An 18400-nucleotide genomic window follows, 5' to 3' on the forward strand; every position below is an offset into this window, starting at 1 on the left:
AGAGGCGGCCACAGAGCCGTGAATGCAGACCGAGGGGAACCGCCGAATCGGCGGTTCCCCTCGGCCACTCGTGCGCTGCCTGTCGCTCAGGACGCGGGAACCTCGAATTCTCCGCGGAACTCGGGGATCTTCTTGTCCTCGCCGAGGACCTTCGCCTCGGGGCGGACGTAGGAGCCCTTGAGGGTGTCGGCGGTCTTGCTCACGTAGATCGGGACGTAGCCGGTGGCTTCACCGTCACGGCGCGACGCGGACTCGAAGTACGTGTAGCCGGCATTCTTGACCTCCTCGTCGGCGGTCGAGGCGTAGTTGGCCTCCTCACCGGCGCTGTCGAGGTAGAAGTCGGCGGGGCTGATCGTGCCGCCGTAGTCCTTGCCGGGAACGACCTTGACCTCGAGGTAGACCATCTCGCCGTCCGGATTGTCACTGGCCTCGTAGTACTCGGTGGGGTTGTTGCGGACGGCGGAGACGATGGTGACGACGTCGCCGGTCTCCTTGTCGGTGAACTCCTTGCCGACCTTGACCACGGTGCCCTCGCCCGCCGGGGCCGCTGCCGCGGTGGTCTCGGGTGCCTGGGTCTCCTCGGTGGTCATCGCCGCCGGTGAGTCCTCGGAGCTGCCGGCTGCCTCGTCGGAGCCGGCGGAGCCGCACGCCGAGAGGGTGAGCACAGCCGCGAGCCCGATGGCCGCGGTGTACGAGGCGACCCGAGTCGAGCGGAGTCCTGAGAGCGTCATGTTCGTCCTTTCCCATGCGAGGCCATCCTGTGTGCCCCGTCAACCGGACCAACACTATCCGCATCACTCCTGCTCAGAGGTGCCAGGGACGACAAATGACGTGTCAGATCGGGAACATCGCACGCTCGGCCCGGCGGGCAGTCCGGCTCAGTCCGACGACCCGTCCAACTCACCTCGGCGGCAGCAGGGGGCGTGGCGGCAGGGGCGAGGAGTAGACGACGCTGGTCGCCACGCTCCCGAGGGTGCCGATCCGTCCGCTGACCTGCTCGAGGTGGCGCATATCTGTGGCGACGACCTTCATGATGAAGCAGTCGTCGCCGGTGACGTGATGGGCTTCGATGACCTCCGGCTGCTTGCGCAGCAGCGCATGGAGCGGGTCGTAATCGCTGCTCGGGTAGCGCAGGCGGAGGAACGCCATGATCGGGAAGCCGAGCGCTTCAGGGTCGACCTCCGCCCCGTAGCCGCTGATCACTCCCGATTCCTCGAGTCGTCGCACGCGCTCGGCGGTGGCCGAGTGGCTCATCGTGATCCGGCGCGCAAGTTCGGCGACGCTGAGACGACCGTTGTCCTGAAGCACGGAGAGGATCGCCGTGTCGACCTTGTCGAGGCTGATCGTGAGTTTCGCGGCCATGCGAAAAGACTGCCACGAATCTCCCGCCGAGGCGAGATGATCACCGGATGATCGGTCTGTCATCTGGGCCTTCACCTCACTAGCATGCGGTCATGACCACTCACCACACCGAGGCGGCCGCCCATTTCGCGGCGAAGCTCGCCTGCGAAACCGACCCCTCCGACGTCCATGCCGACCAGCACCGGGGAGCGCGCTTCGTCCTCGTCGACTCCCGCGGCACCGCCGCATGGGAACAGGGACGCATCACGGGTGCCGTGCATATGCCCACGGCCGAAATCGCCGAGCGAGCGCCTGCAGAGATCCCCCGCGACCTGCCGGTCGTCACCTACTGCTGGGGGCCGGGCTGCAACGGCGCGACCCGAGCCGCCCTCGAATTCGCGAAGCTCGGATTCAGCGTCAAGGAGATGATCGGAGGCTTCGAGTACTGGGCACGCGAGGGACTGCCCATCGAGGACGACTCCGGGCCGATCACCCGCACCCCCGACCCGCTGACCGCACCGCTGGGAGCGATCACGTGCGAGTGCTGAGTGCACTGCAGTGAACCCGGCCGTCGATTCCGTCGGACTCGAGCCGATTGGTTACTCCACAGCAACGGTTGCTTGCAAGTAACCGTTGCCGTAGAGTAACGGTTATGAGCAGTACTGGATCAGCCGAAGTCGTCTTCGACGCATTGGGCGAACCGATGCGGCGACGCATCGTGGAGGCGCTGCGCGAGCGGCCGCTTCCCGTCGGCGAACTCGCCGACCGACTGCCGGTCGGTCGCCCCGGCGTGAGCAAGCACCTTCGGGTGCTCCAGAGCGCCGGTCTCGTCGAGCATCACAGCGTCGGCACCCGCAACCTCTACGCACTCGCCCCCGGCGGCCTCGACCTCGCTCAGCGGTGGCTTGTCGACATGTGGGATACAGCGCTGGGTGACTTCGCAGCCGAAACGGAACGAGTGATCGCAGAACGCGAATCCGACCACCAGGAGGAGACATGAGCAGCCTGCCACCCATCCACCGCGAAATCGTCGTGCACGCCGACCCCGCCACCGCGTTCGCAGTGTTCACTGAGCGCATCGGCGCTTGGTGGCCGCTCGACTCACTCAGCATCTCCGGGACCGGTGCGACCGTCGCCTTCGTCGACGGTGTCCTCGTAGAGACCGCACCGGACGGCACGACCTCGCCCTGGGGCGAGGTGACCGAGTGGGTGCCGCCGAAGCGACTCGCCATCACGTGGCACCCCGGGCACGACCCTGAGCAGGCCAGCGAGGTTTCGGTCGAGTTCACTGCGGTCGGGGACCAGACTCTCGTGGTGCTCGAGCACGCAGGGTGGGAGCGGTTCGCAGACGCCGTGGCCGCGCGCCAGGAGTACGACCGCGGTTGGCCCGAGGTCCTCAGCCGATACTCGGCTGCGGTGGGTGGGAAGACTGCGCCCACCGCAGATGCGCCCGAGGCATGACAGAGGCCCCAAATCATCCTCACGCGGTGGGATCTCTTTGAGCCACTGCTCGGCGAGCAAACATGGGTGACGGCATACTTTGCGGAGTTGAACCGCACACGCCGGGCATTGGCACACACTGGACGCTTAACCGGCGCGGATGTTGAACGAATGGTCAACTCTCCAAGACGAGAAAACCCGGCCCCTGAGGGGCCGGGTGGTATGACTCAAGTGTATCAGTACGCCGAGGCCTGACTACCACTCTTGGGGCTTGATGATGCGCGGGTCTTGGGGCTTGATGATGCGCGGGCCGATGGTTATTGGAAGCTGGTGTGCGTACCAGTCCGAGGGCTGCATCTGGTACCACCAGTGGTTGCCGACGCTGTCGGTATGCTCGCCGTGGGTGCCGCCGAAGCGACTCGCGATCGACTGGCACCCCGGGCACGACCCCGAGCAGGCCAGCCAGGTATCGGTCGAGTTCACCGCGGTCGGGGACCAGACCCTCGTGGTGCTCGAGCACGCAGGATGGGAGCGGTTCGCAGACGCCGTGGCTGCGCGCCAGGAGTACGACCGCGGTTGGCCCAGGGTCCTCAGCCGATACTCGGCTGCGGTGGGTGGGACGACTGCCCCCACCGCGGATGCGCCCAAGGTATGACAGAGGCCCCATGATCCTGCGATCACGGGGCCTCTCGTTCGGGGTGCCTGGGTAGCACGTTCGGCAACTCCTCCCCGAAGACAAAGACCCTAGTCAACCGCATGAATCGTGGGGTCTACGAGGTCTCGCGCCGTCCCTGGAGTAGCGCTCCGAGGGACGATCGGGGGCCAGTCGTGAGGACTGTCGAGACGGCTCAAACTTTTCTGACCGCTGCTGAGGTGGACGCTCTGGTCGGCGACTACCTGGCAGGTGCGGGCGTCCAGGCGCTCGCCGAGCGGTACGGGATTCATCGTGCCACGGTGTTCTCCCACCTCCGTCGTCGCAACGTACCGAGCCGTCGGCCCGGGCTCGGCATTGATGAGAAAGCGGAGGCCGTGCGCCTTGCGCGAGCGGGAGTCTCGATGCGGGCGATCGGTCGCCGGATGGGTGTCCACCGCACGGCCGTGCGAGCGGCGCTGGTCGAGGCTGGGCTCATCATGGACGACGCCAGCGACGGTTCATAACGCACCTCCGCGCCGCTGATCCCCCAGGGCTGTCGGCGCACGTCGTCGGTGACGAACGCCGAGAGGAACCGACGATGCCGAGCTTGAGTGAACTGGCGACCGACGAACGAACGGCGCGAATGGCGCGGTCTATGCTCGTCGAACCCAACGATCCGGTGATGGGCCGCATCCTGGCTCGCCTCGGAGCTGTTGAGCCGCTCGCCGAACGCGATGGAGCGGTGGTGCGCCTCGCCGTGGATGCGCAGGTCTGGCGCGCCCGTTTCAGCGCACCGGAGGCGAAGGACGTGGCTATGAGCATCGCCCAGGTTCAGCAGTCTGACGTCCGAGCGCCGTCTCGATCGTCGACGCCGATTCGGGACCGGATCAGCTGGACCTAGCCGCAACCGACTACGAGGTGCCCGCGTCCATTGGCTGAGCGGCACGGCGGACCGCTGCCGATCCGGGCCGACCTGGCCACCTGAGAGCGCTCTCAGGCGCGAGCACACCGCTGAATCGGCTGGGATATCGTTCGGCCATGGCAAGGGCGGAGCGATGAATCACGGCACCAGCACGAGCTCGTCTCGCGCGCCGGAGCCGCTGCGCGGCGTCATCGGGGTTCGAGCCCGAGCAGCGCTGGCCGCCACCATCATCGTCGCCGTCGCGCTCGCGCTGGGTTCGGCGGCGCTCGTACTGCTGCTGCGGCGCTCGTTGAGCGCGAGTGTCGAGGCGTCGGTGCAGGACCGCGCCGAGGAGGTCTTCGTCGAGCTCGAGGCGATCCCGGCTGGAACGAGCGCCGACGCGCTGGCGCGGTCGCTAGGGTCGACCGCGCAGAGCGCGTCGCGCCAGGGCACGGTCGTGCAGATCCTCACCGCCGACGGCGACGTGGCGAGCCAGTCGGCCGACCTGGAAGGTGAGCCTGCGCTCGGCCAGCCCCTCGACCCCGCCGACGGGATCGTCTGGGACGATGCGACGCTGCCGGTGGAGGAGGAAGAGGCGTACCGAGTCGCGCGCGCCGCCATCGGGACGCCGACCGGGACGTACACCGTCCTCGTCGCGCAGTCGCTCGAGTCGGTGGACGAGAGCACGGCCGCAGTGCTGCCGCTGCTGGCGATCGGCTACCCCATCCTTGTGCTCGTCGTCGCTGTCTCGACGTACTGGCTCGTTGGTCGCTCGCTGCAGCCGGTGGAGGCCATCCGTGCGAAGGTGGCCGCGATCGGCGGACGGCAGTTGACCGAGCGCGTGCCCGTCCCCGCGGCGCAGGACGAGATCGGCCGGCTGGCCGTGACGATGAATGGGATGCTGGGGCGGCTGGAGGCGGCTCAGCTCTCGCAGCGGCGGTTCGTCGCCGACGCCAGCCACGAGCTGCGCAGCCCGATCGCCACGATCAAGGCGATGGGGGAGACGGTCGTCGCCCATCCCGACGGGGCGCTCTCTGGGACCGCCGCGGAGGCTTTCGTCGAGGAGGCGACACGGATGGAGCGGCTCGTGAACGGGCTGCTGCTGCTCGCCCGAGCTGACGAGCGGGGGCTCGCCCGAGAGCAGCATGACGTCGACCTCGACGATCTGCTCGCGGCCGAGCGCGACCGCATCCGCTCCACCACCGCCTTGACGGTCGAGGCGAGGATCGAGGCGGTGCGCGTCTCTGGGTCGTCGCCTCAGCTGGCCCAGGCCGTCCGGAACCTCGTCGACAATGCCGTGCGGCACGCGCGCGAGGTGGTGGCGCTGAGTGTGCGAGCCGAGGACGGCATTGCCGTCATCGAAGTGCGCGACGACGGGCCGGGCATCCCCGCCGCCGACCGGGAGCGCGTGTTCGACCGCTTCGTGCGGCTGGACGAGAGCAGGGCCCGCGACGAGGGCGGCACCGGACTCGGCCTCGCGATCGTCAAGGAGATCGTGCTCGCTCACGGCGGCAAGGTCGAGGTCGTCGACAGCGGCACCGGAGCTGCGCTGCGCGTCACGCTGCCGCGGCAGCGCGAGGCGTGACGCCGGGCGTGACGACGCGGACGGACCCGGACTCGAGAGGTCAGTCCCGAGCTATGAGTCGATAGCCGACACCGCGCACCGTCCTGATCGATGTGCGTCCGAACGGCTGGTCAATCTTCTTCCTCAGGTAGCCGATGTAGACCTCCACCACGTTGTGGTCGCCCTCGTAGGCCGCGTCCCAGACCGCCTCCACGATCTGCGTCTTCGTGGCGACCTCGCCGGGGTGCCGCATCAAGAACTCGAGCAGCCCGAACTCCCGCGGCGTGAGCGCGATCTCCGTCCCGCCGCGCTCGACGCGGTGGCGCACCGGATCCAGCGAAAGGTCGCCCACGCTGAGCGCGACCGGCCGCTCCGGCGCGCCGCGGCGCACGAGCGCTCGCAGCCTCGCGACGAGCACGATGAACGAGCACGGCTTGATCAGGTAGTCGTCGGCACCCAGGTCGAAGGCATCCGCCTGGTCGTATTCTCCGTCCTTCGCCGTCAGCATCAGCACGGGCGTCCAGATGCCGGCTGCGCGCATGCCCTCGCACACCTTGTAGCCGTTGAGGCCCGGCAGCATGATGTCCAGCACCACGACGTCGTACTGCTGCTCCTTGGCCTTCCACAGTCCGTCGATGCCGTTGTCGGCCCAGTCGACGCTGAACGCCTCGGCGATCAGCCCGTGTCGGACCGCCTCGGCCAGCCGTCGTTCGTCCTCCACAAGCAGCACCCGCATGCGTTCCATTGTGACTGCCGCGCTCCACTCCCGTGGTCGTTCAGTCCGCGTCGCGCAGGCGTGCCGCTCGGCGAGCGCGCACCACCTCGATCACCAGCGGGACGACAGAGATCGCGACGACCGCAAGGGCGATGGCGTCGACGTTGTGCGCGACCCGCGGCACGCCGCCGAGCCACCGCCCGGCGAGCACGGCGATCGCGACCCACGCGACCGCCCCGAGCACGTTCCAGAGGACGAAGGTGCGGTACGGCAGGCGGGACATTCCCACGACCGGTGGAACGAAGGTGCGCGCGATCGGCACGAAGCGAGCCAGCACGAGCGCTCTCGCGCCGTGCTTGAGGAAGAACGCGTCCGCCTGCTCGAGATATGAGGACTTGAGGATCCTCGCGTCAGGCGAGAACAGCCGCCGACCGTAGCGCCGACCCAGCAGGTAGCCGATCTGATCGCCGGCAATGGCTGCGGCCGCCGCGACGACCAGCACGAGCGGGATGGGAAGGCCGAGCTGCGGGCTCAGCAGTCCGGCGGCGAACAGCAGGCTGTCGCCCGGCAGGAAGGGGAACAGCAGTCCCGTCTCGACGAAGATGATGGCGGCGAGGGCGAGCAGCACCCACGGCCCTGCTCCGGTGAGGAGCGAGACCGGGTCGAGCAGGCCTGCGAGGAAGACGTCGGGCACGTGTGATTCTCCTGATTCATCGGACTGACGCTGAGCGTGCGACAGCGCCGGCGGAGCGCGTTGCTCCGCCGGCGGTGGTCGGGGGTCAGGTGTTGGGGTCTTCGGCGCCGTTCTCGCCCGTCTCGTCCTGCTGCTCGGTGCCGTTCTCGGTGGCCTCGTCGGTGCACTCGGGCTCGTCAGCCTCCTGCGCGAGCACGCTCGCGTCGCCGGCGTCGACCTTGACCTCGATCACGGAGCCGTCGGCCGCGGTCACCTGGACCTCGTAGACGACGTAGCCGTTCTCGTCCTCGAGCGTCGCGTCGCCGGCGGTGCCGGGCACCGCTGCGAGCGCTGCTGCCGTCGCCTCCTCGGGCGTGACCGTGGCGAGGCTCTGCAGGCTCGCGGCCTCGTCGGCCTCGGACAGCTCCGTGTCGGTGCCGTCGGGGGAGGTCGCGTCCTGCGGCGCCTGCACGGTGCCCGTGTACGACGGTTCCTGCTCGTCGGTCGCCGAGGACGACGGCTGCGTGCTGTCGGGGTTCGCCGCCATGGCGAGGCCGGCTCCACCGAAGGCGAGCGTCGTGGCGATGATGCCGGTCACGGCTGCCTTCTTCTTGAGGTTCTTCATGGTGTGCTCCTGTTCGGTTTCCGAACCCTTGCCGGTCCGGGCCGACCCGGTGATCGAGTCGATGTGATGAGACTCCCGGTCCGGCACTGTGGCGACTCTGAGACCACCTGAGAGCGCTCTCAGGTGCGAGCGCCGCAGGCGTGCTCGATCGGGAACGCCGTGCCAGGATCGCTCCAGGCCGGCGGACAGGAGCATCGATGCAGCGGGATCGCGAGGACCCGAAGCAGACGGGTCCCGACGCGGAAGTCGAGGTCGAGCGCCACCTGGGCACGAAGGATCTGACCCGTTGGCCGTCGCGCGCCGGCCGGGTCGGCGCTTTGATGGTCCACCGCCTGAGCGAGCTGCTCGGGCCTCACGCGGCTCTCGTCCTCATCCTGGCGGTCGGCGCGGTGGTCGCAGCGCTCGCGACGCTCGCGGCGGCCTGGGTCTACGACGCGGTGACAGAATCCGACGGCGTCGCAGGCTTGGACCGTCCGGTGCTCGCGGCGTTCGTGACGGTTAGGTCGCCGTGGCTCGATACGGCGGTGACGTGGTACACGAACATCGGCGGCGTGATCGTGATGCCGATCATCGCCGTGCTCGCCATCGTCGTGCTGACGCTGCGTCGCCGCAACTGGGCGCCGGTTCTGATCATCGGGGCCGCGGGCGTGGGATCGCTGCTGATGACGGTCGTCGGCAAGGGACTCGTCGCGCGGGTGCGGCCGGGGTTCAACGACGCCGTGCCACCGTTCGAGCATTCGCCCTCGTTCCCAAGTGGGCACACGCTCAACGCCACAGCGATTGCGTGCGCGATCGCCTACATGCTGCTCCTGCGGCAGTCGAGCCGTGTCGTCCAGGTCGCGACCATCGCCGTGGCCGTGGTGTTCGCCGTCAGCATCGGCATCAGCCGCATCTACCTCGGCCACCACTGGTTCACCGACGTGCTCGTCGCATGGATGTTGGGAGTGGGCTGGCTCGCGGTCGTCATCACCGCGCACCGGCTCTATCTCACCGCGCGGCATCGACAGCAGACAGCCCTTGCGACGTAGCGCTCGCGCACCCGTTCGGCCTGCTCGGGCGTCAGCTTGCAGGGGATGTGTGCTGAAGTGCCCGCGTCCGTCGTCGGGTAACGAAGAAGGCGCGGATTGCGCGCCCGTCGTCATCGTGGCCGAGTTGTGCAGCCAGTTCGGCGGGGGGGGTCATGGGCATGGCATGCGCTGAGGGTACCCCGCGAAGGGCTGCACGCTCGAGAGCTGGCCTCGGTGCCCTGTAAGCGTGCTGGGCAGGCGCTGATGAGGGAGCCCACGCAAGTGACTGATTGGAGAGTGGGGACGGAAATAGGTCCGTCGCCCACCGGACTTGAACTGGTCGAACGCTCCGGCTATCGATCGACTCGTCGTCTTCGGTGAGGTAGCGAACCTCGGTGTCCAGCAGCTGGCCGCCGCTCATGCAGCCTTGACCGTTCCCATCATCCCTAGGTCCTCGTGATCGAGGATGTGGCAGTGGTAGACCGTGAGGCCCGTGAACCGTGCGAAGTCGATGCGCACCACGACCGAGCCCTGAGCCGGGACGTTCACGACGTCCCGCCACTGGGTGCCGTCGATCGCCGATCCGTTCACCTGGATCAGCTGCATCGGCCAGACGTGCAGGTGGAACGGATGATCCATCGGCGTGGGGTTGCGGATCGTCCACTCCTCCACGGTCTCCGCGCCGACGCGCTGATCGATGCGCCCCGCGTCGAATGCGCGCCCGTCGAAACCCAGGGCCATCATCCCGCCCTGCTGCGGCATGCCCATCCCCATGGTCATGGTGAAGGAGATCTCGCGCAGCGCGTCGGGAGTGCGGGAGCGCAGGTCGGCGTCGGGCGCGCGCGGGGGCACGGCGGGCAGCACCGCGGCGTCGGGCCCGCGAACTTCGACGAAGGCGAGCAGCGCCGGGCCGGAGGAGCTGCCCCCGCCGGCCATCATCCCGCCCATCATGGCGGCGCCCCGGTCGTAGCCGAGTGTGCGCAGCTGGGCACTTCCGGCCTGCATCGTCACCAGGAGATCCGCCCTGTTGCCGGGAGCCAGCAGGACCTCATCGACGGCGCGGGGCCGCGGTTCGTGCCCGGAGTCGATGCCCAGGAGCTCCAGCCGCTGACCAGGCAGCGCGAGTCGGAGGTAGCGCGCCGTGCAGGCATTGACGATCCGCCAGCGCTCCCGCTCCCGCGGCCGCGCGACGATCTCGGGCAGCAGTTGACCGTTGACCATCAGGAAGTCGCCCTCCCGGCCCATCATGCGATCTGCCTCCGAAGCGGCAGCGACGGCTCCGCCGGCGAACGAGATGTCCGAGATCACGAGCACCCGCTCGCGGGCGACCGGGAGCGCGTCGCCTTCGACCACGATGGCACCGAAGAGGCCGCCGAAGATCTGATCGGCGACGTTGCCGTGGTGGTGGGGGTGATACCAGAACACGCCGCTGGGGTGGTCGGGAGGAAGGTCGAAGCGGTAGTCGAACACCTCGCCGGGTGCGAGGCTGATGAGGGGATTGTCTCCGTTCCCTGTCGGGGAGACGTGGAGCCCATGCGTGTGGAGATTGGTCGGCTCGCGAAGACGGTTCTCGAGGCGGACCTCGATGCGGTCGCCCGGGCGCACGCGCCACGTCGAGGCCGGGACGCTGCCGTTGTAGCCGAGCACGAGCGCCCTACGGCCGGCTATCTCGTTCTCGTGCTCCGCGGCGACCAGCTCGGTGCGGAGCACGCCCCCGCGGCTTCGCAGCGAGCTCGGCTCGGCCAGCGGCCCGGAGGGCGTTGCATCGGGCGAGGTCCAGGGCAGACCCGTGCTGCTGAGCCCGAGCCCACCGACTACCACGCCCGCGGCGCCGCAGGCGCCCAGCAGCAGAGCCTGGCGGCGGGTGATCGGCTCCATCAAGGAGCGTCGCGCAGGCGTGCGACTCGCTCGTCGTACTCAGCGTGGTCGATCTCGCCACGCGCGTAGCGCTCGTCGAGAATGGCGCGCGCCGATCCGCCTCGCGGCTCCGGTGGCCGGTGGCCTCCGCGGTTCAGACCGCCGGTCGCGAGCCGCACCGTCAGGACGACGAGCGCCGCGATGCCCGCGATCATCAAGAGCAGGAACACCCACCCCATTCCGGGGCCCATGCCGCCCCAGTTGCCCATGCCGCTCCAGTTGCCCATGCCGCTCCAGTTGCCCATCAACATGCTTCGACCTCCCCGTTCTCGTGCTTAAGGCGCAGTCGCGCCGTCACTCGTTGCCGCTGCCGACTTCGGCCAGCGCTGCGCCCAGGCGGTCCGCCGCTTCGTCTGCGACCGCTCGCAGCGCCTCGTTCCCGGTGACGCCGACCATGACCTTCGGGTCGAGCGCCTCGACGACCGACGTACCGTCGCCGGCGTCGCGCACCGTGACGTTGCAGGGGAGTAGCAGTCCGATGGACTCCTCCGCCTGGAGCGCGCGGAGCGCGAGCGGAGGATTGCACGCGCCCAGGATCACCTGCGGGGGCATGTCGACATCGAGCTTCGCCTTGAGCGTCGCCGCCATGTCGATCTCGGTCAGCACGCCGAATCCCTGCGTGGCGAGCGCCGCGCGGATCGCGGTGACCGTTTCGTCGAAGGGGAGGGCGACTGTCGTGGTGATGCCGTAGCTCATGACTTGCTCCAAGCGACTCGGGGCGGGCGGGAGTCGGCCGAAGGCTTGTGCCGGCACGATCCGCGGTCCCCGCTGATGCATCCAACTATACCCCCAGGAGTATTCGAGAACAAGAGTGGATGAGCGAGGGCGGCGCCCGCCGACCCGCGTCTGTCCATCCAGGCGAGAGGCGACACGCGAGCCGTCACCGCAGCGTGTCTCAATGCCGGCGGACTGTGGCAGATCTATTCGACACCCCTGGTCGGCTGGATGCAGTCCGGTTCGCTGGTGCACGTGGCGGTCCACGCCCACCTGCTCCTCGCGGGCTACCTCCTGACAACCGCGGCCATCGGCCTCGACTCGACACCGCATCGAGCGCCTCACCTCATCCGTCGGTGACGTGCAGCCGGCGCGCAGCTCATGGCAGCTGATCGAGGCCGCGATCGTGGCGCTCTTCTGCGCGCGCTGGTACCGAGAAGCCGGACGTCATGCGTCCCGCCGGCGGCGCGGCGGTAAGCCAAGTGCGCTGAGCTCCCCGGCGGAGGGAGCCGTCACCGGAGCGGCAGGACGCCGCGGCCCGGACCGGCGATCGAGTCGCTTCAAAGAGACCGTGTCGCACCGGCGCATGCCGCGCCATCGCTCTCCGATCCGCGGTGGAGCGTCTTGGACGTGGTGTCGGAGCCGGGAGTGTTAAGGACGTCCGGACGAGCGCAGAAAGCCTCGGGCGCCATGGGGATCAGAGCCTCCGCCGATAGCCAGGATCCGTACCCGTGCAACCCTGGGCGCATGTCGATGCCGTCCCCCATTGCATGCCGCGCGCCGCGCGAGCTGAGGCAGGGGAGCTGCTGCCGCATGACGTCGCGTGGAATGCGGCCGGCGGGCTACTGCTCCTCGCCAGCGTCGCCTGGACGATCGCGCTGGCGCGCCGCGGACATCGCGCAGCATCCGCACCGCCAGCCGGAGCGGATGCGGTGACGGCATCGGATCGTGGCCGATGAACTGATCCTGCTCGGCCGCGCTGGCGGGCCGATCTGCACGCGAGCTCGCCCCGGCGTTGGCGCGAGTGCGTCTCGGCGCACTGCGCCGGAGCCCTCACCATCGGAACCGACGGCCCACGACACGTCCTCGACGACTAGCAATCGGCGAGGCAGCACGAGGGGGCGGCTGAAGCCTGCGCTCTAGCGGGGGCCTCGCTGGTCGAGCGGCTGGCGGGCTTCCGGGATGCCCAGCGTGTTGTGCTCTGCGGCGGTGGCACTGACTCGCGCGAGCAGCGATGCCGGGCACCAGCCGCGGACTGCGCCGGTGAGGAGGAGCGCAGCGCCGAGCGTGGCGGCGATGGCGAGCGGCGCGTCGTGCAGGTTGCTGAGCGCGAAAGCGCCGGTCAGCGCGCCGACAGCGGCCTGCACGACGCGTTCGATGCTTCCCGGAGCGCAGACCGGGGCGCGGCGGCGGGAAGTCACGGCGCCTCGGCGGCTGCGCGCTGCTCGGCGACCTGGCGGCGCACGTCGTCCATGTCGAGCGCGCGGACGCCGGCGATGAGGCTGTCGAGCTGGGCCTGGCCCAGCGCGCCGGGCTGCGAGAAGACGAGGATCCCGTCGCGGAAGGCCATGAGCGTCGGGATGGAGGTGATGCGGAACGCCGCGGCCAGCTGCTGCTGGTCCTCGGTGTCGACCTTACCGAACACGATGTCGGTGTTCGACGCGGCAGCTCGGTCGAAGACGGGCGCGAAGCTGCGGCAGGGGCCGCACCATGCCGCCCAGAAGTCGAGGAGCACCATGCCGTCGCCGGCGATGGTCGAGTCGATCGTTTCGAGGGTGATGTCACGGGTGGTCATGTTCGGGCTTGCTCCTTGGATACGTGTTGGTCGGATGGGCCGGCGTCAGCGCCCGATTGCGAGGCCGGTCGCCGCTGACGCGCTCTTGAGCGCGCCGAGGTCGGTGACGTCCGCGAAGCCGGCCTCGCGCATGAGCGCGACCGCCTGTGCTGACCGGCTGCCGGACCTGCAGTGGACGAAGTAGGGCGCATCAGGGTCGAGCGAGGGCAGTGCCGCGGCGAGGTCGCCGTTCGACACGTCGAGGAGGACCGCGCCGTCGAGGTGACCGGATGCCAACTCGGGCGCGGTGCGCACGTCGATGACGACGGCGTCCGCTGGAGCTGCGACGCTGCCAGGGGGCGTCGATGCGCAGCCTGTCGTGACGGCGGCGAGCGCGAGGCCGGCGAGGCCGGCGAGCTGGGTTCTGGTCATGGTGTTCTCCGGTGAGCGGTGTCGTTCAGGTGAGCGGGAGGTGGAGCGCGAGCTGCTGCACGAGCAGCGCGACGGCCACGCTGAGCACGAGCACCGCGAATCCGGTGCGCAGTGCCCGTTCGGGGATGCGGCCGGTGAGCGCCGAGCCGAGGAAGGAGCCCGCCACGGCGATTGCGGTGAACGGCAGCACCAGCGCCCAGGGGATGTCGGGGAGTGCTGGTTGGGCCGCGAGCCCGGCGAGCGATTGCATCGCGATGACGAGCAAGGATGTGCCGATCGCGGCCGACGCGGGCAGGCCGGCGAGCAGGATCAGCGCGGGGACGATGAGGAAGCCGCCCCCCGCGCCGACCAGCCCGGCGAGTGAGCCGACAACCGTTCCGAGCACGAGGACGAGGGCGATGCGCGGCCGAGCGGGCTCCGCCCGGTCGTGACGCGGGCGCCGGCGAAGCATCGCCACCGCGGCGGCGATCATCGTGCCGGCGAGCAGCACCATGAGCACGCCTGGGGGCAGCGTGCGGCCGAGCAGCCCGCCGACGAGCGCGCCGACAACACCGGCCGCTCCGAAGACTACGCCGACACGCCAGCGCACGCGGCCCGCGCGAGCGTGCTGCAGCAGTCCGAGGGCGCTCGTCGTGCCGACGATGAGCAGTGACGACGCGATGGCGGCTCGCGGCTCCACGCCGCCGACGGCGGTCAGGACGGGCACGGCGAGGATCGAGCCGCCGCCGCCCAGCAGGCCGAGGCTGATGCCGACCAGCAGGGCGAGCGCAAGAACGGCGATGGTGGCGGTCGGCGTCATCGGGCGCCTCGATCCTCGGCGGTCAGCTGGTCGCCGGCTCGCGCCCGGTTGTCTGGAGCCACCCGAGGTAGGAGCCGTCGAGCTCGACGACGTCGACGCCGGCCCGGCGCAGTGCGCTGGCGACGACGCTGTTGCGCACGCCGCTCTGGCAGTACGTCACGACGGTGCCGTCCGCGGGCAACTCGTCGAGGTGCCACAGCGCGCGGCCGCCGCTGAGGTGCGCGGAGCCGGGGATGTGCCCGTCGGCGTGCTCGGAGCTGCCGCGCACGTCGACCAGGTTCACGTCGGCGAGGCCGTCGAGCTCCTCCGGCTGCAGCAGTCGGGGCTGCACCAGCTCGAGCCCGTCGAGGGAGCGGATGAAACCGTCGACGGCGTCGATGCCGACCCGCACGAGGTGGTCGCGCATCCGCTCCGCCTCCTCGCGGTCGTCCGCGAGGAGAACGAGCGGCCGGTGCTCCGCCTCCGGATCGTAGACCCACGCCCCGTAGGTCGCGGCCTTCGCTGCGCCCGGGATGTTGAGGGAACCGACCACGGTGCCGTCGTGCACCTGCCGGCGGTCCCGAGTGTCCACCAGGATCGCGAGGTCGCGCTCCAGGAGGTGCTGCACCTCCGCAGTGGACCGCTCGGGGAGCGGTGCGCGGGGGTGGAGCACCGCGGGGCCGGTGCGGTTCTGGGACTTCATTCGGGCGAAGTACGCGTGGGCGTCGGGCTGGCCGGAGAGTAGCTCGTCGACGAAGCCTTGCTCGTCGTCGGCGGCGAGGTAGGGAGCCCACCACGAGAAGGCGCGCTCGTAGCCGACGGTCGTCGCCGCGATCGCGCCGAGCGACTTGCCGCACGCGCTGCCGGCACCGTGCGCTGGCAGCACCTGGACGTAGTCGGGCAGTGTCAGGAAGCGGTCGCGCAGGCTCGCGAAGAGTTGGTGAGCGCCCTCGAAGCGGGTGTCGACGCCGCCGGCCGCCTCGTCGAGCAGGTCCGGTCGGCCGACGTCGCCGACGAACACGAAGTCGCCGGTGAGCATGAAGCCCGGCTCCTGGGCCTGCGCGCCGTCGGTCACGAGGAACGACAGGTGTTCGGGCGTGTGGCCGGGGGTGTGCACCGCTCGCAGCGTCACGTTGCCGACGACGATCTCGTCGCCGTCGTGCATCCGGTCGGCGTCGTCGAAGCCGGTGCCGTAGGTCCAGTCGGGTCCGCCCTCGTCGGAGACGTGCATGCGGGCACCGGTGCGCGCCGCGAACTCGCGGGTGCCTGAGAGGTAGTCGGCGTGGATATGGGTCTCGGTGACGTGCGCGATGCGCAGGCCGTGCTTGTCGGCCAGTCGCATGTACTCGTCGACGTCGCGGCGGGGGTCGATCACGATCGCCTCGCCGGTCGCCTGGCAACCGATGACGTAACTCGCCTGTGCGAGGTCCTCGTCGTAGATGCGCTCCAGCAGCATGATGCTCTCCTTGTTCGTCGTCGTCGTTGTAGTCGTCAGCAGTGGCAGCGGTCGGCCGCCGGGACGCCCCCGAGGGCCTCCTCGACGTGCTGGCCGCATCCGGCCCAGCTCGGCTTGCCGCAGCGGTCGCAGGTGATGCGTGCGCACATGGTGATGTCCTCTCGTCAGTGGATCAGCGGCCGAACAGGCGCGCGAGGAAGCCGGGTCGCGAGGCCTTCGCCTCATCGATGTCGCGCTGCGTGTGCCGGCCGGGGCACCAGTCGGATGCCGGGACCGTGCGGCGCACGTCGTTCACGTGCTGGCCGCAGCCAGCCCAGGTCGTCTTCCCGCAGATGTTGCACTTCGCGGCTCTGCACATCTCGCCCTCCTGGCGGTGTCGATGAAGGTTGAATACCCCGGGGGGTATCCAAACTATACCCTGGGGAGTATGGTGGATGTCAACCCAGGAGGAATCCGATGAGCATCAGCCCAGACATCGTCGCGGCGCACGACCCGGAGGCGAAGCGCAAGATCGTGAATCGGCTGCGGCGCGCGCACGGCCAGCTGGCAGCCGTCATCGCTGCGGTCGAGGACGAGGCCCACTGCCGCGACGTCGTGCAGCAGCTCTCCGCAGTGTCGAAGGCCGTCGACCGGGCTGGCTTCCTGGTGGTCGCCGGTGCCCTGAAGGAGTGCCTAGCCGAGGAGCCGGGCGACGGCGAGCGCATCGACGAGCTGGAGAAGCTCTTCCTCTCGCTCGCTTAGAGATTCCGGCGGGCGTCTCCGTGCCTCGGTAAGCACGCCGAGCAAGTGTGGCCCTCGCCATGCTTTTCCCTGGTGGGCCGCCGAGGCAAAGAAATAGGGCCAGGTGCGAACTTCCTCCAAGGGTGGTCCCTTGGTCGAAAGTTCACACCTGACCCGTCTGTGGGTGCCTGAGTAGTACGTTCGGCAACTCCGCCCCCAAGACAAAGACCCTGGTCAACCGCCTAGACCGTGGGGTCTACGAGGTCTCTCGACGCCCCCAGGATACCGCTCCGAAGGACGATCGTGGCCCCGTTGTGAGGACTGTCGAGACGGCTCAAACTTTCCTCACCGCCGCTGAGGTGGACGCGCTCGTCGGCGACTACCTGGCAGGGATGAGCGTCAAGGCACTCGCCGAGAGGTATGGCATCCATCGCGCCACGGTGTTCGCGCACCTGCGTCGCCGCAACGTGCCTAGCCGCCGCCCGGGGCTGGGGATCGACGAGAAGGCGGAGGCGGTGCGACTCGCCCGAGCGGGCGTCTCGATGCGCGCGATCGGTCGCCGGATGGGCGTGGATCGTAAGGCCGTACGTGCGGCGCTGGTCGAGGCCGGACTCATCGTGGACGAAGCGAGCGATGACTCCTAGCTGCGGTTCCGAGTTGCTGATCCGTCGGTAGCGCTCTGCGCACCTCGTCGGTAACGAGCGCCGAGAGGAACCGATGATGGCCAGCTTGAGTGATGTCGCGAGCGATGAGCGCACTGCGAGGATGGTGCTGTCGATGCTCGTCGAGCCCAATGACCCGGTGACAGGACGCATCTTGGCCCGGCTCGGCGCAGTTCAAACGCTTTGGCTCGCTGAACACGACGGTGCAGTAGTCGGGCTGAGCCCTGTGGACGCGCAGGTCTGGCGCGACCACCTCAGCGTGCCAGACGCGAAGGAACTCGCCGCGCGTATCGACCAGGTGCAGCAATCGGGAGTTCGAGCACTCGTCCCAGGCGATAGCGACTGGCCTACCGCCGTCGACGATCTTGGTGAAGTTGCGCCCTACCTGCTGTGGACTCGCGGCGCGTCATCCTTCCTCTCCCGTCCGATGAGCGATTTCGTCACGATCGCCGGCGCTCGGGCATGCACGTCCTACGGCGACTACGTAGCTCGGGAACTCGCCAGTTCCGTTGCCGCAGACGAACGAGTTGTCGTTGCGGGAGGCGCCTACGGGATCGAAGGCGCGTCACATCTGGCAGCCCTCGCGGCGGGTGGCGACACGATCGCCATCCTCGCCAACGGAGTCGATCGTCCGTACCCCGTCGGCCATCGCGACCTGCTTGATCGCGTCGCTGATGTCGGTCTTCTTGCAAGCGAGGTTCCGCCCGGCGCCGTTCCGTCTCGGCACCGGGTCATCGCCCGCGCCCGGCTGATGGCTGCGCTGTCCTCTGCGACGGTCATCGTCGAGGCAGGCGGTCGGTCAGGTTCACTTGTGGTTGCCCAGCGAGCCGCCGAACTCGGCCGACGTGTCGGAGCCGTCCCTGGCCCGGTCACGAGTGCCGCGAGCGTTGGGCCGCATCGTTTGCTGCGCGATGGCATAGCGTCCCTGGTGGCGGATACTTCGGACCTCGCGAGTCTGGTTGGACCAGGCCAGGTGTCACGAGAGCGACTCGACATGGAGCAGGTCCGCCCACCTTCGCCTGCTCCGACGCGCACGCTGTAGCGCGC

At 69.2% G+C, this 18400-nt stretch carries 26 protein-coding genes; 12 read left to right on the forward strand and 14 right to left on the reverse strand.

Translation table 11 applies throughout. The features are described from left to right. Positions 1–86: 86 nt before the first annotated feature. Entirely contained in the window at positions 87–731 is a 645-nt protein-coding gene (locus AACX88_RS08830) for a hypothetical protein (RefSeq protein ID WP_339392665.1), read from the reverse strand. Between the two features lie 169 nt (positions 732–900). Continuing rightward, the gene (locus AACX88_RS08835; RefSeq protein WP_339392666.1) at positions 901–1362 is read right to left on the reverse strand and encodes an Lrp/AsnC family transcriptional regulator; all 462 of its coding nucleotides are present in this window, start codon (positions 1360–1362) and stop codon (positions 901–903) included. A gap of 92 nt (positions 1363–1454) precedes the next feature. Between AACX88_RS08835 and AACX88_RS08840 the strand changes: the two genes are divergently transcribed. From AACX88_RS08840 to AACX88_RS08870, 7 genes are all read left to right on the forward strand, one after another. Beyond that, positions 1455–1889: a rhodanese-like domain-containing protein gene (locus tag AACX88_RS08840; RefSeq protein ID WP_339392667.1), complete on the forward strand. Its 435-nt coding sequence runs from the start codon at positions 1455–1457 to the stop codon at positions 1887–1889. A gap of 104 nt (positions 1890–1993) precedes the next feature. Then, positions 1994–2341, forward strand: coding sequence for an ArsR/SmtB family transcription factor (locus AACX88_RS08845; protein ID WP_339392668.1), 348 nt, complete (start codon positions 1994–1996; stop codon positions 2339–2341). Continuing rightward, entirely contained in the window at positions 2338–2802 is a 465-nt protein-coding gene (locus AACX88_RS08850) for an SRPBCC domain-containing protein (RefSeq protein ID WP_339392669.1), read from the forward strand. The genes AACX88_RS08845 and AACX88_RS08850 overlap by 4 nt, the downstream gene beginning before the upstream one ends. A 292-nt stretch (positions 2803–3094) precedes the next feature. Beyond that, positions 3095–3436 carry an SRPBCC domain-containing protein gene (locus AACX88_RS08855; protein WP_339392670.1) on the forward strand — a complete coding sequence of 114 codons (342 nt, stop codon included), beginning with the start codon at positions 3095–3097 and terminating at the stop codon, positions 3434–3436. A 218-nt stretch (positions 3437–3654) separates the two neighbouring features. After that, positions 3655–3939, forward strand: coding sequence for a hypothetical protein (locus tag AACX88_RS08860; protein ID WP_339392671.1), 285 nt, complete (start codon positions 3655–3657; stop codon positions 3937–3939). A 74-nt stretch (positions 3940–4013) separates the two neighbouring features. Next, entirely contained in the window at positions 4014–4316 is a 303-nt protein-coding gene (locus AACX88_RS08865; RefSeq protein ID WP_339392672.1) for a hypothetical protein, read from the forward strand. Between the two features lie 154 nt (positions 4317–4470). Beyond that, on the forward strand, positions 4471–5901 hold the full coding sequence (locus AACX88_RS08870) for a sensor histidine kinase (RefSeq protein ID WP_339392673.1): 1431 nt from the start codon (positions 4471–4473) through the stop codon (positions 5899–5901). A gap of 40 nt (positions 5902–5941) precedes the next feature. Here the strand turns inward: AACX88_RS08870 and AACX88_RS08875 are convergent, their stop codons facing one another. The 3 genes from AACX88_RS08875 to AACX88_RS08885 form a co-directional block, all read right to left on the reverse strand. Further along, entirely contained in the window at positions 5942–6616 is a 675-nt protein-coding gene (locus AACX88_RS08875) for a response regulator transcription factor (protein WP_033107200.1), read from the reverse strand. Between the two features lie 40 nt (positions 6617–6656). Further along, on the reverse strand, positions 6657–7289 hold the full coding sequence (locus AACX88_RS08880) for a VTT domain-containing protein (RefSeq protein WP_016465075.1): 633 nt from the start codon (positions 7287–7289) through the stop codon (positions 6657–6659). Between the two features lie 85 nt (positions 7290–7374). Beyond that, on the reverse strand, positions 7375–7893 hold the full coding sequence (locus tag AACX88_RS08885; protein WP_016465076.1) for a PepSY domain-containing protein: 519 nt from the start codon (positions 7891–7893) through the stop codon (positions 7375–7377). Between the two features lie 197 nt (positions 7894–8090). Here AACX88_RS08885 and AACX88_RS08890 point away from each other — a divergent pair, with 197 nt between their 5' ends. Further along, positions 8091–8921, forward strand: a complete 831-nt coding sequence (locus AACX88_RS08890; protein WP_339392674.1) for a phosphatase PAP2 family protein — start codon at positions 8091–8093, stop codon at positions 8919–8921. A gap of 396 nt (positions 8922–9317) precedes the next feature. Here AACX88_RS08890 and AACX88_RS08895 read toward each other — a convergent pair whose 3' ends face one another. The 3 genes from AACX88_RS08895 to AACX88_RS08905 are packed head-to-tail and all read right to left on the reverse strand — an operon-like array spanning position 9318 to position 11513. After that, a complete protein-coding gene (locus tag AACX88_RS08895; protein ID WP_123046344.1) occupies positions 9318–10778 on the reverse strand; it encodes a multicopper oxidase family protein in 1461 nt (486 codons plus the stop codon). Continuing rightward, complete coding sequence (locus tag AACX88_RS08900; protein ID WP_016465079.1) at positions 10778–11068, reverse strand: SHOCT domain-containing protein; 291 nt, start codon at positions 11066–11068, stop codon at positions 10778–10780. Before AACX88_RS08900 ends, AACX88_RS08895 begins: the two co-directional genes overlap by 1 nt. 43 nt (positions 11069–11111) lie before the next feature. Then, the gene (locus AACX88_RS08905; RefSeq protein ID WP_016465080.1) at positions 11112–11513 is read right to left on the reverse strand and encodes a DUF302 domain-containing protein; all 402 of its coding nucleotides are present in this window, start codon (positions 11511–11513) and stop codon (positions 11112–11114) included. A 156-nt stretch (positions 11514–11669) separates the two neighbouring features. Here AACX88_RS08905 and AACX88_RS17645 point away from each other — a divergent pair, with 156 nt between their 5' ends. After that, positions 11670–11891: a cytochrome c oxidase assembly protein gene (locus tag AACX88_RS17645; protein ID WP_422614423.1), complete on the forward strand. Its 222-nt coding sequence runs from the start codon at positions 11670–11672 to the stop codon at positions 11889–11891. Between the two features lie 779 nt (positions 11892–12670). Here the strand turns inward: AACX88_RS17645 and AACX88_RS08910 are convergent. From AACX88_RS08910 to AACX88_RS08935, 6 genes are all read right to left on the reverse strand, one after another. Continuing rightward, complete coding sequence (locus tag AACX88_RS08910) at positions 12671–12952, reverse strand: YgaP-like transmembrane domain (RefSeq protein WP_016465082.1); 282 nt, start codon at positions 12950–12952, stop codon at positions 12671–12673. Further along, positions 12949–13326 carry a thioredoxin gene (gene trxA / locus AACX88_RS08915; protein ID WP_168916117.1) on the reverse strand — a complete coding sequence of 126 codons (378 nt, stop codon included), beginning with the start codon at positions 13324–13326 and terminating at the stop codon, positions 12949–12951. Before trxA ends, AACX88_RS08910 begins: the two co-directional genes overlap by 4 nt. Before the next feature lie 45 nt (positions 13327–13371). After that, positions 13372–13737, reverse strand: a complete 366-nt coding sequence (locus tag AACX88_RS08920) for a rhodanese-like domain-containing protein (RefSeq protein ID WP_016465084.1) — start codon at positions 13735–13737, stop codon at positions 13372–13374. 25 nt (positions 13738–13762) lie between these two features. After that, positions 13763–14536 (reverse strand): sulfite exporter TauE/SafE family protein, encoded by a 774-nt coding sequence (locus AACX88_RS08925; RefSeq protein ID WP_339392675.1) that lies wholly within the window; start codon positions 14534–14536, stop codon positions 13763–13765. Between the two features lie 22 nt (positions 14537–14558). Beyond that, entirely contained in the window at positions 14559–15971 is a 1413-nt protein-coding gene (locus tag AACX88_RS08930) for an MBL fold metallo-hydrolase (protein ID WP_033107194.1), read from the reverse strand. 172 nt (positions 15972–16143) lie between these two features. Then, complete coding sequence (locus AACX88_RS08935) at positions 16144–16329, reverse strand: hypothetical protein (protein ID WP_016465088.1); 186 nt, start codon at positions 16327–16329, stop codon at positions 16144–16146. Between the two features lie 98 nt (positions 16330–16427). On the opposite strand from AACX88_RS08935, the gene AACX88_RS08940 reads away from it, so the two are divergent. From AACX88_RS08940 to AACX88_RS08950, 3 genes are all read left to right on the forward strand, one after another. Continuing rightward, positions 16428–16712, forward strand: a complete 285-nt coding sequence (locus AACX88_RS08940) for a metal-sensitive transcriptional regulator (RefSeq protein ID WP_016465089.1) — start codon at positions 16428–16430, stop codon at positions 16710–16712. A 293-nt stretch (positions 16713–17005) separates the two neighbouring features. After that, on the forward strand, positions 17006–17335 hold the full coding sequence (locus tag AACX88_RS08945; RefSeq protein ID WP_232212129.1) for a helix-turn-helix domain-containing protein: 330 nt from the start codon (positions 17006–17008) through the stop codon (positions 17333–17335). Positions 17336–17408: 73 nt separating this feature from the next. Beyond that, positions 17409–18395, forward strand: a complete 987-nt coding sequence (locus AACX88_RS08950) for a DNA-processing protein DprA (RefSeq protein WP_339392676.1) — start codon at positions 17409–17411, stop codon at positions 18393–18395. The last annotated feature ends 5 nt before the right edge of the window (positions 18396–18400 follow it).

Origin of the sequence: Brevibacterium metallidurans (assembly GCF_037101285.1) — a bacterium.
GTDB lineage: Bacteria > Actinomycetota > Actinomycetes > Actinomycetales > Brevibacteriaceae > Brevibacterium > Brevibacterium metallidurans.

Bases quoted from the DNA above. Each gene is read 5' to 3' on its own strand.
- AACX88_RS08830 (WP_339392665.1), bottom strand. From the start codon at position 731: ATGACGCTCTCAGGACTCCGCTCGACTCGGGTCGCCTCGTACACCGCG.
- AACX88_RS08935 (WP_016465088.1), bottom strand. From the start codon at position 16,329: ATGTGCAGAGCCGCGAAGTGCAACATCTGCGGGAAGACGACCTGGGCT.
- AACX88_RS08835 (WP_339392666.1), bottom strand. From the start codon at position 1,362: ATGGCCGCGAAACTCACGATCAGCCTCGACAAGGTCGACACGGCGATC.
- AACX88_RS08885 (WP_016465076.1), bottom strand. From the start codon at position 7,893: ATGAAGAACCTCAAGAAGAAGGCAGCCGTGACCGGCATCATCGCCACG.
- AACX88_RS08840 (WP_339392667.1), top strand. From the start codon at position 1,455: ATGACCACTCACCACACCGAGGCGGCCGCCCATTTCGCGGCGAAGCTC.
- AACX88_RS08875 (WP_033107200.1), bottom strand. From the start codon at position 6,616: ATGCGGGTGCTGCTTGTGGAGGACGAACGACGGCTGGCCGAGGCGGTC.
- AACX88_RS08865 (WP_339392672.1), top strand. From the start codon at position 4,014: ATGCCGAGCTTGAGTGAACTGGCGACCGACGAACGAACGGCGCGAATG.
- AACX88_RS08895 (WP_123046344.1), bottom strand. From the start codon at position 10,778: ATGGAGCCGATCACCCGCCGCCAGGCTCTGCTGCTGGGCGCCTGCGGC.
- AACX88_RS08845 (WP_339392668.1), top strand. From the start codon at position 1,994: ATGAGCAGTACTGGATCAGCCGAAGTCGTCTTCGACGCATTGGGCGAA.
- AACX88_RS08850 (WP_339392669.1), top strand. From the start codon at position 2,338: ATGAGCAGCCTGCCACCCATCCACCGCGAAATCGTCGTGCACGCCGAC.
- AACX88_RS08855 (WP_339392670.1), top strand. From the start codon at position 3,095: ATGGTTATTGGAAGCTGGTGTGCGTACCAGTCCGAGGGCTGCATCTGG.
- AACX88_RS08920 (WP_016465084.1), bottom strand. From the start codon at position 13,737: ATGACCAGAACCCAGCTCGCCGGCCTCGCCGGCCTCGCGCTCGCCGCC.
- AACX88_RS08940 (WP_016465089.1), top strand. From the start codon at position 16,428: ATGAGCATCAGCCCAGACATCGTCGCGGCGCACGACCCGGAGGCGAAG.
- AACX88_RS08905 (WP_016465080.1), bottom strand. From the start codon at position 11,513: ATGAGCTACGGCATCACCACGACAGTCGCCCTCCCCTTCGACGAAACG.
- AACX88_RS08925 (WP_339392675.1), bottom strand. From the start codon at position 14,536: ATGACGCCGACCGCCACCATCGCCGTTCTTGCGCTCGCCCTGCTGGTC.
- AACX88_RS08870 (WP_339392673.1), top strand. From the start codon at position 4,471: ATGAATCACGGCACCAGCACGAGCTCGTCTCGCGCGCCGGAGCCGCTG.
- AACX88_RS08900 (WP_016465079.1), bottom strand. From the start codon at position 11,068: ATGTTGATGGGCAACTGGAGCGGCATGGGCAACTGGAGCGGCATGGGC.
- AACX88_RS08890 (WP_339392674.1), top strand. From the start codon at position 8,091: ATGCAGCGGGATCGCGAGGACCCGAAGCAGACGGGTCCCGACGCGGAA.
- trxA (WP_168916117.1), bottom strand. From the start codon at position 13,326: ATGACCACCCGTGACATCACCCTCGAAACGATCGACTCGACCATCGCC.
- AACX88_RS08950 (WP_339392676.1), top strand. From the start codon at position 17,409: ATGATGGCCAGCTTGAGTGATGTCGCGAGCGATGAGCGCACTGCGAGG.
- AACX88_RS08930 (WP_033107194.1), bottom strand. From the start codon at position 15,971: ATGCTGCTGGAGCGCATCTACGACGAGGACCTCGCACAGGCGAGTTAC.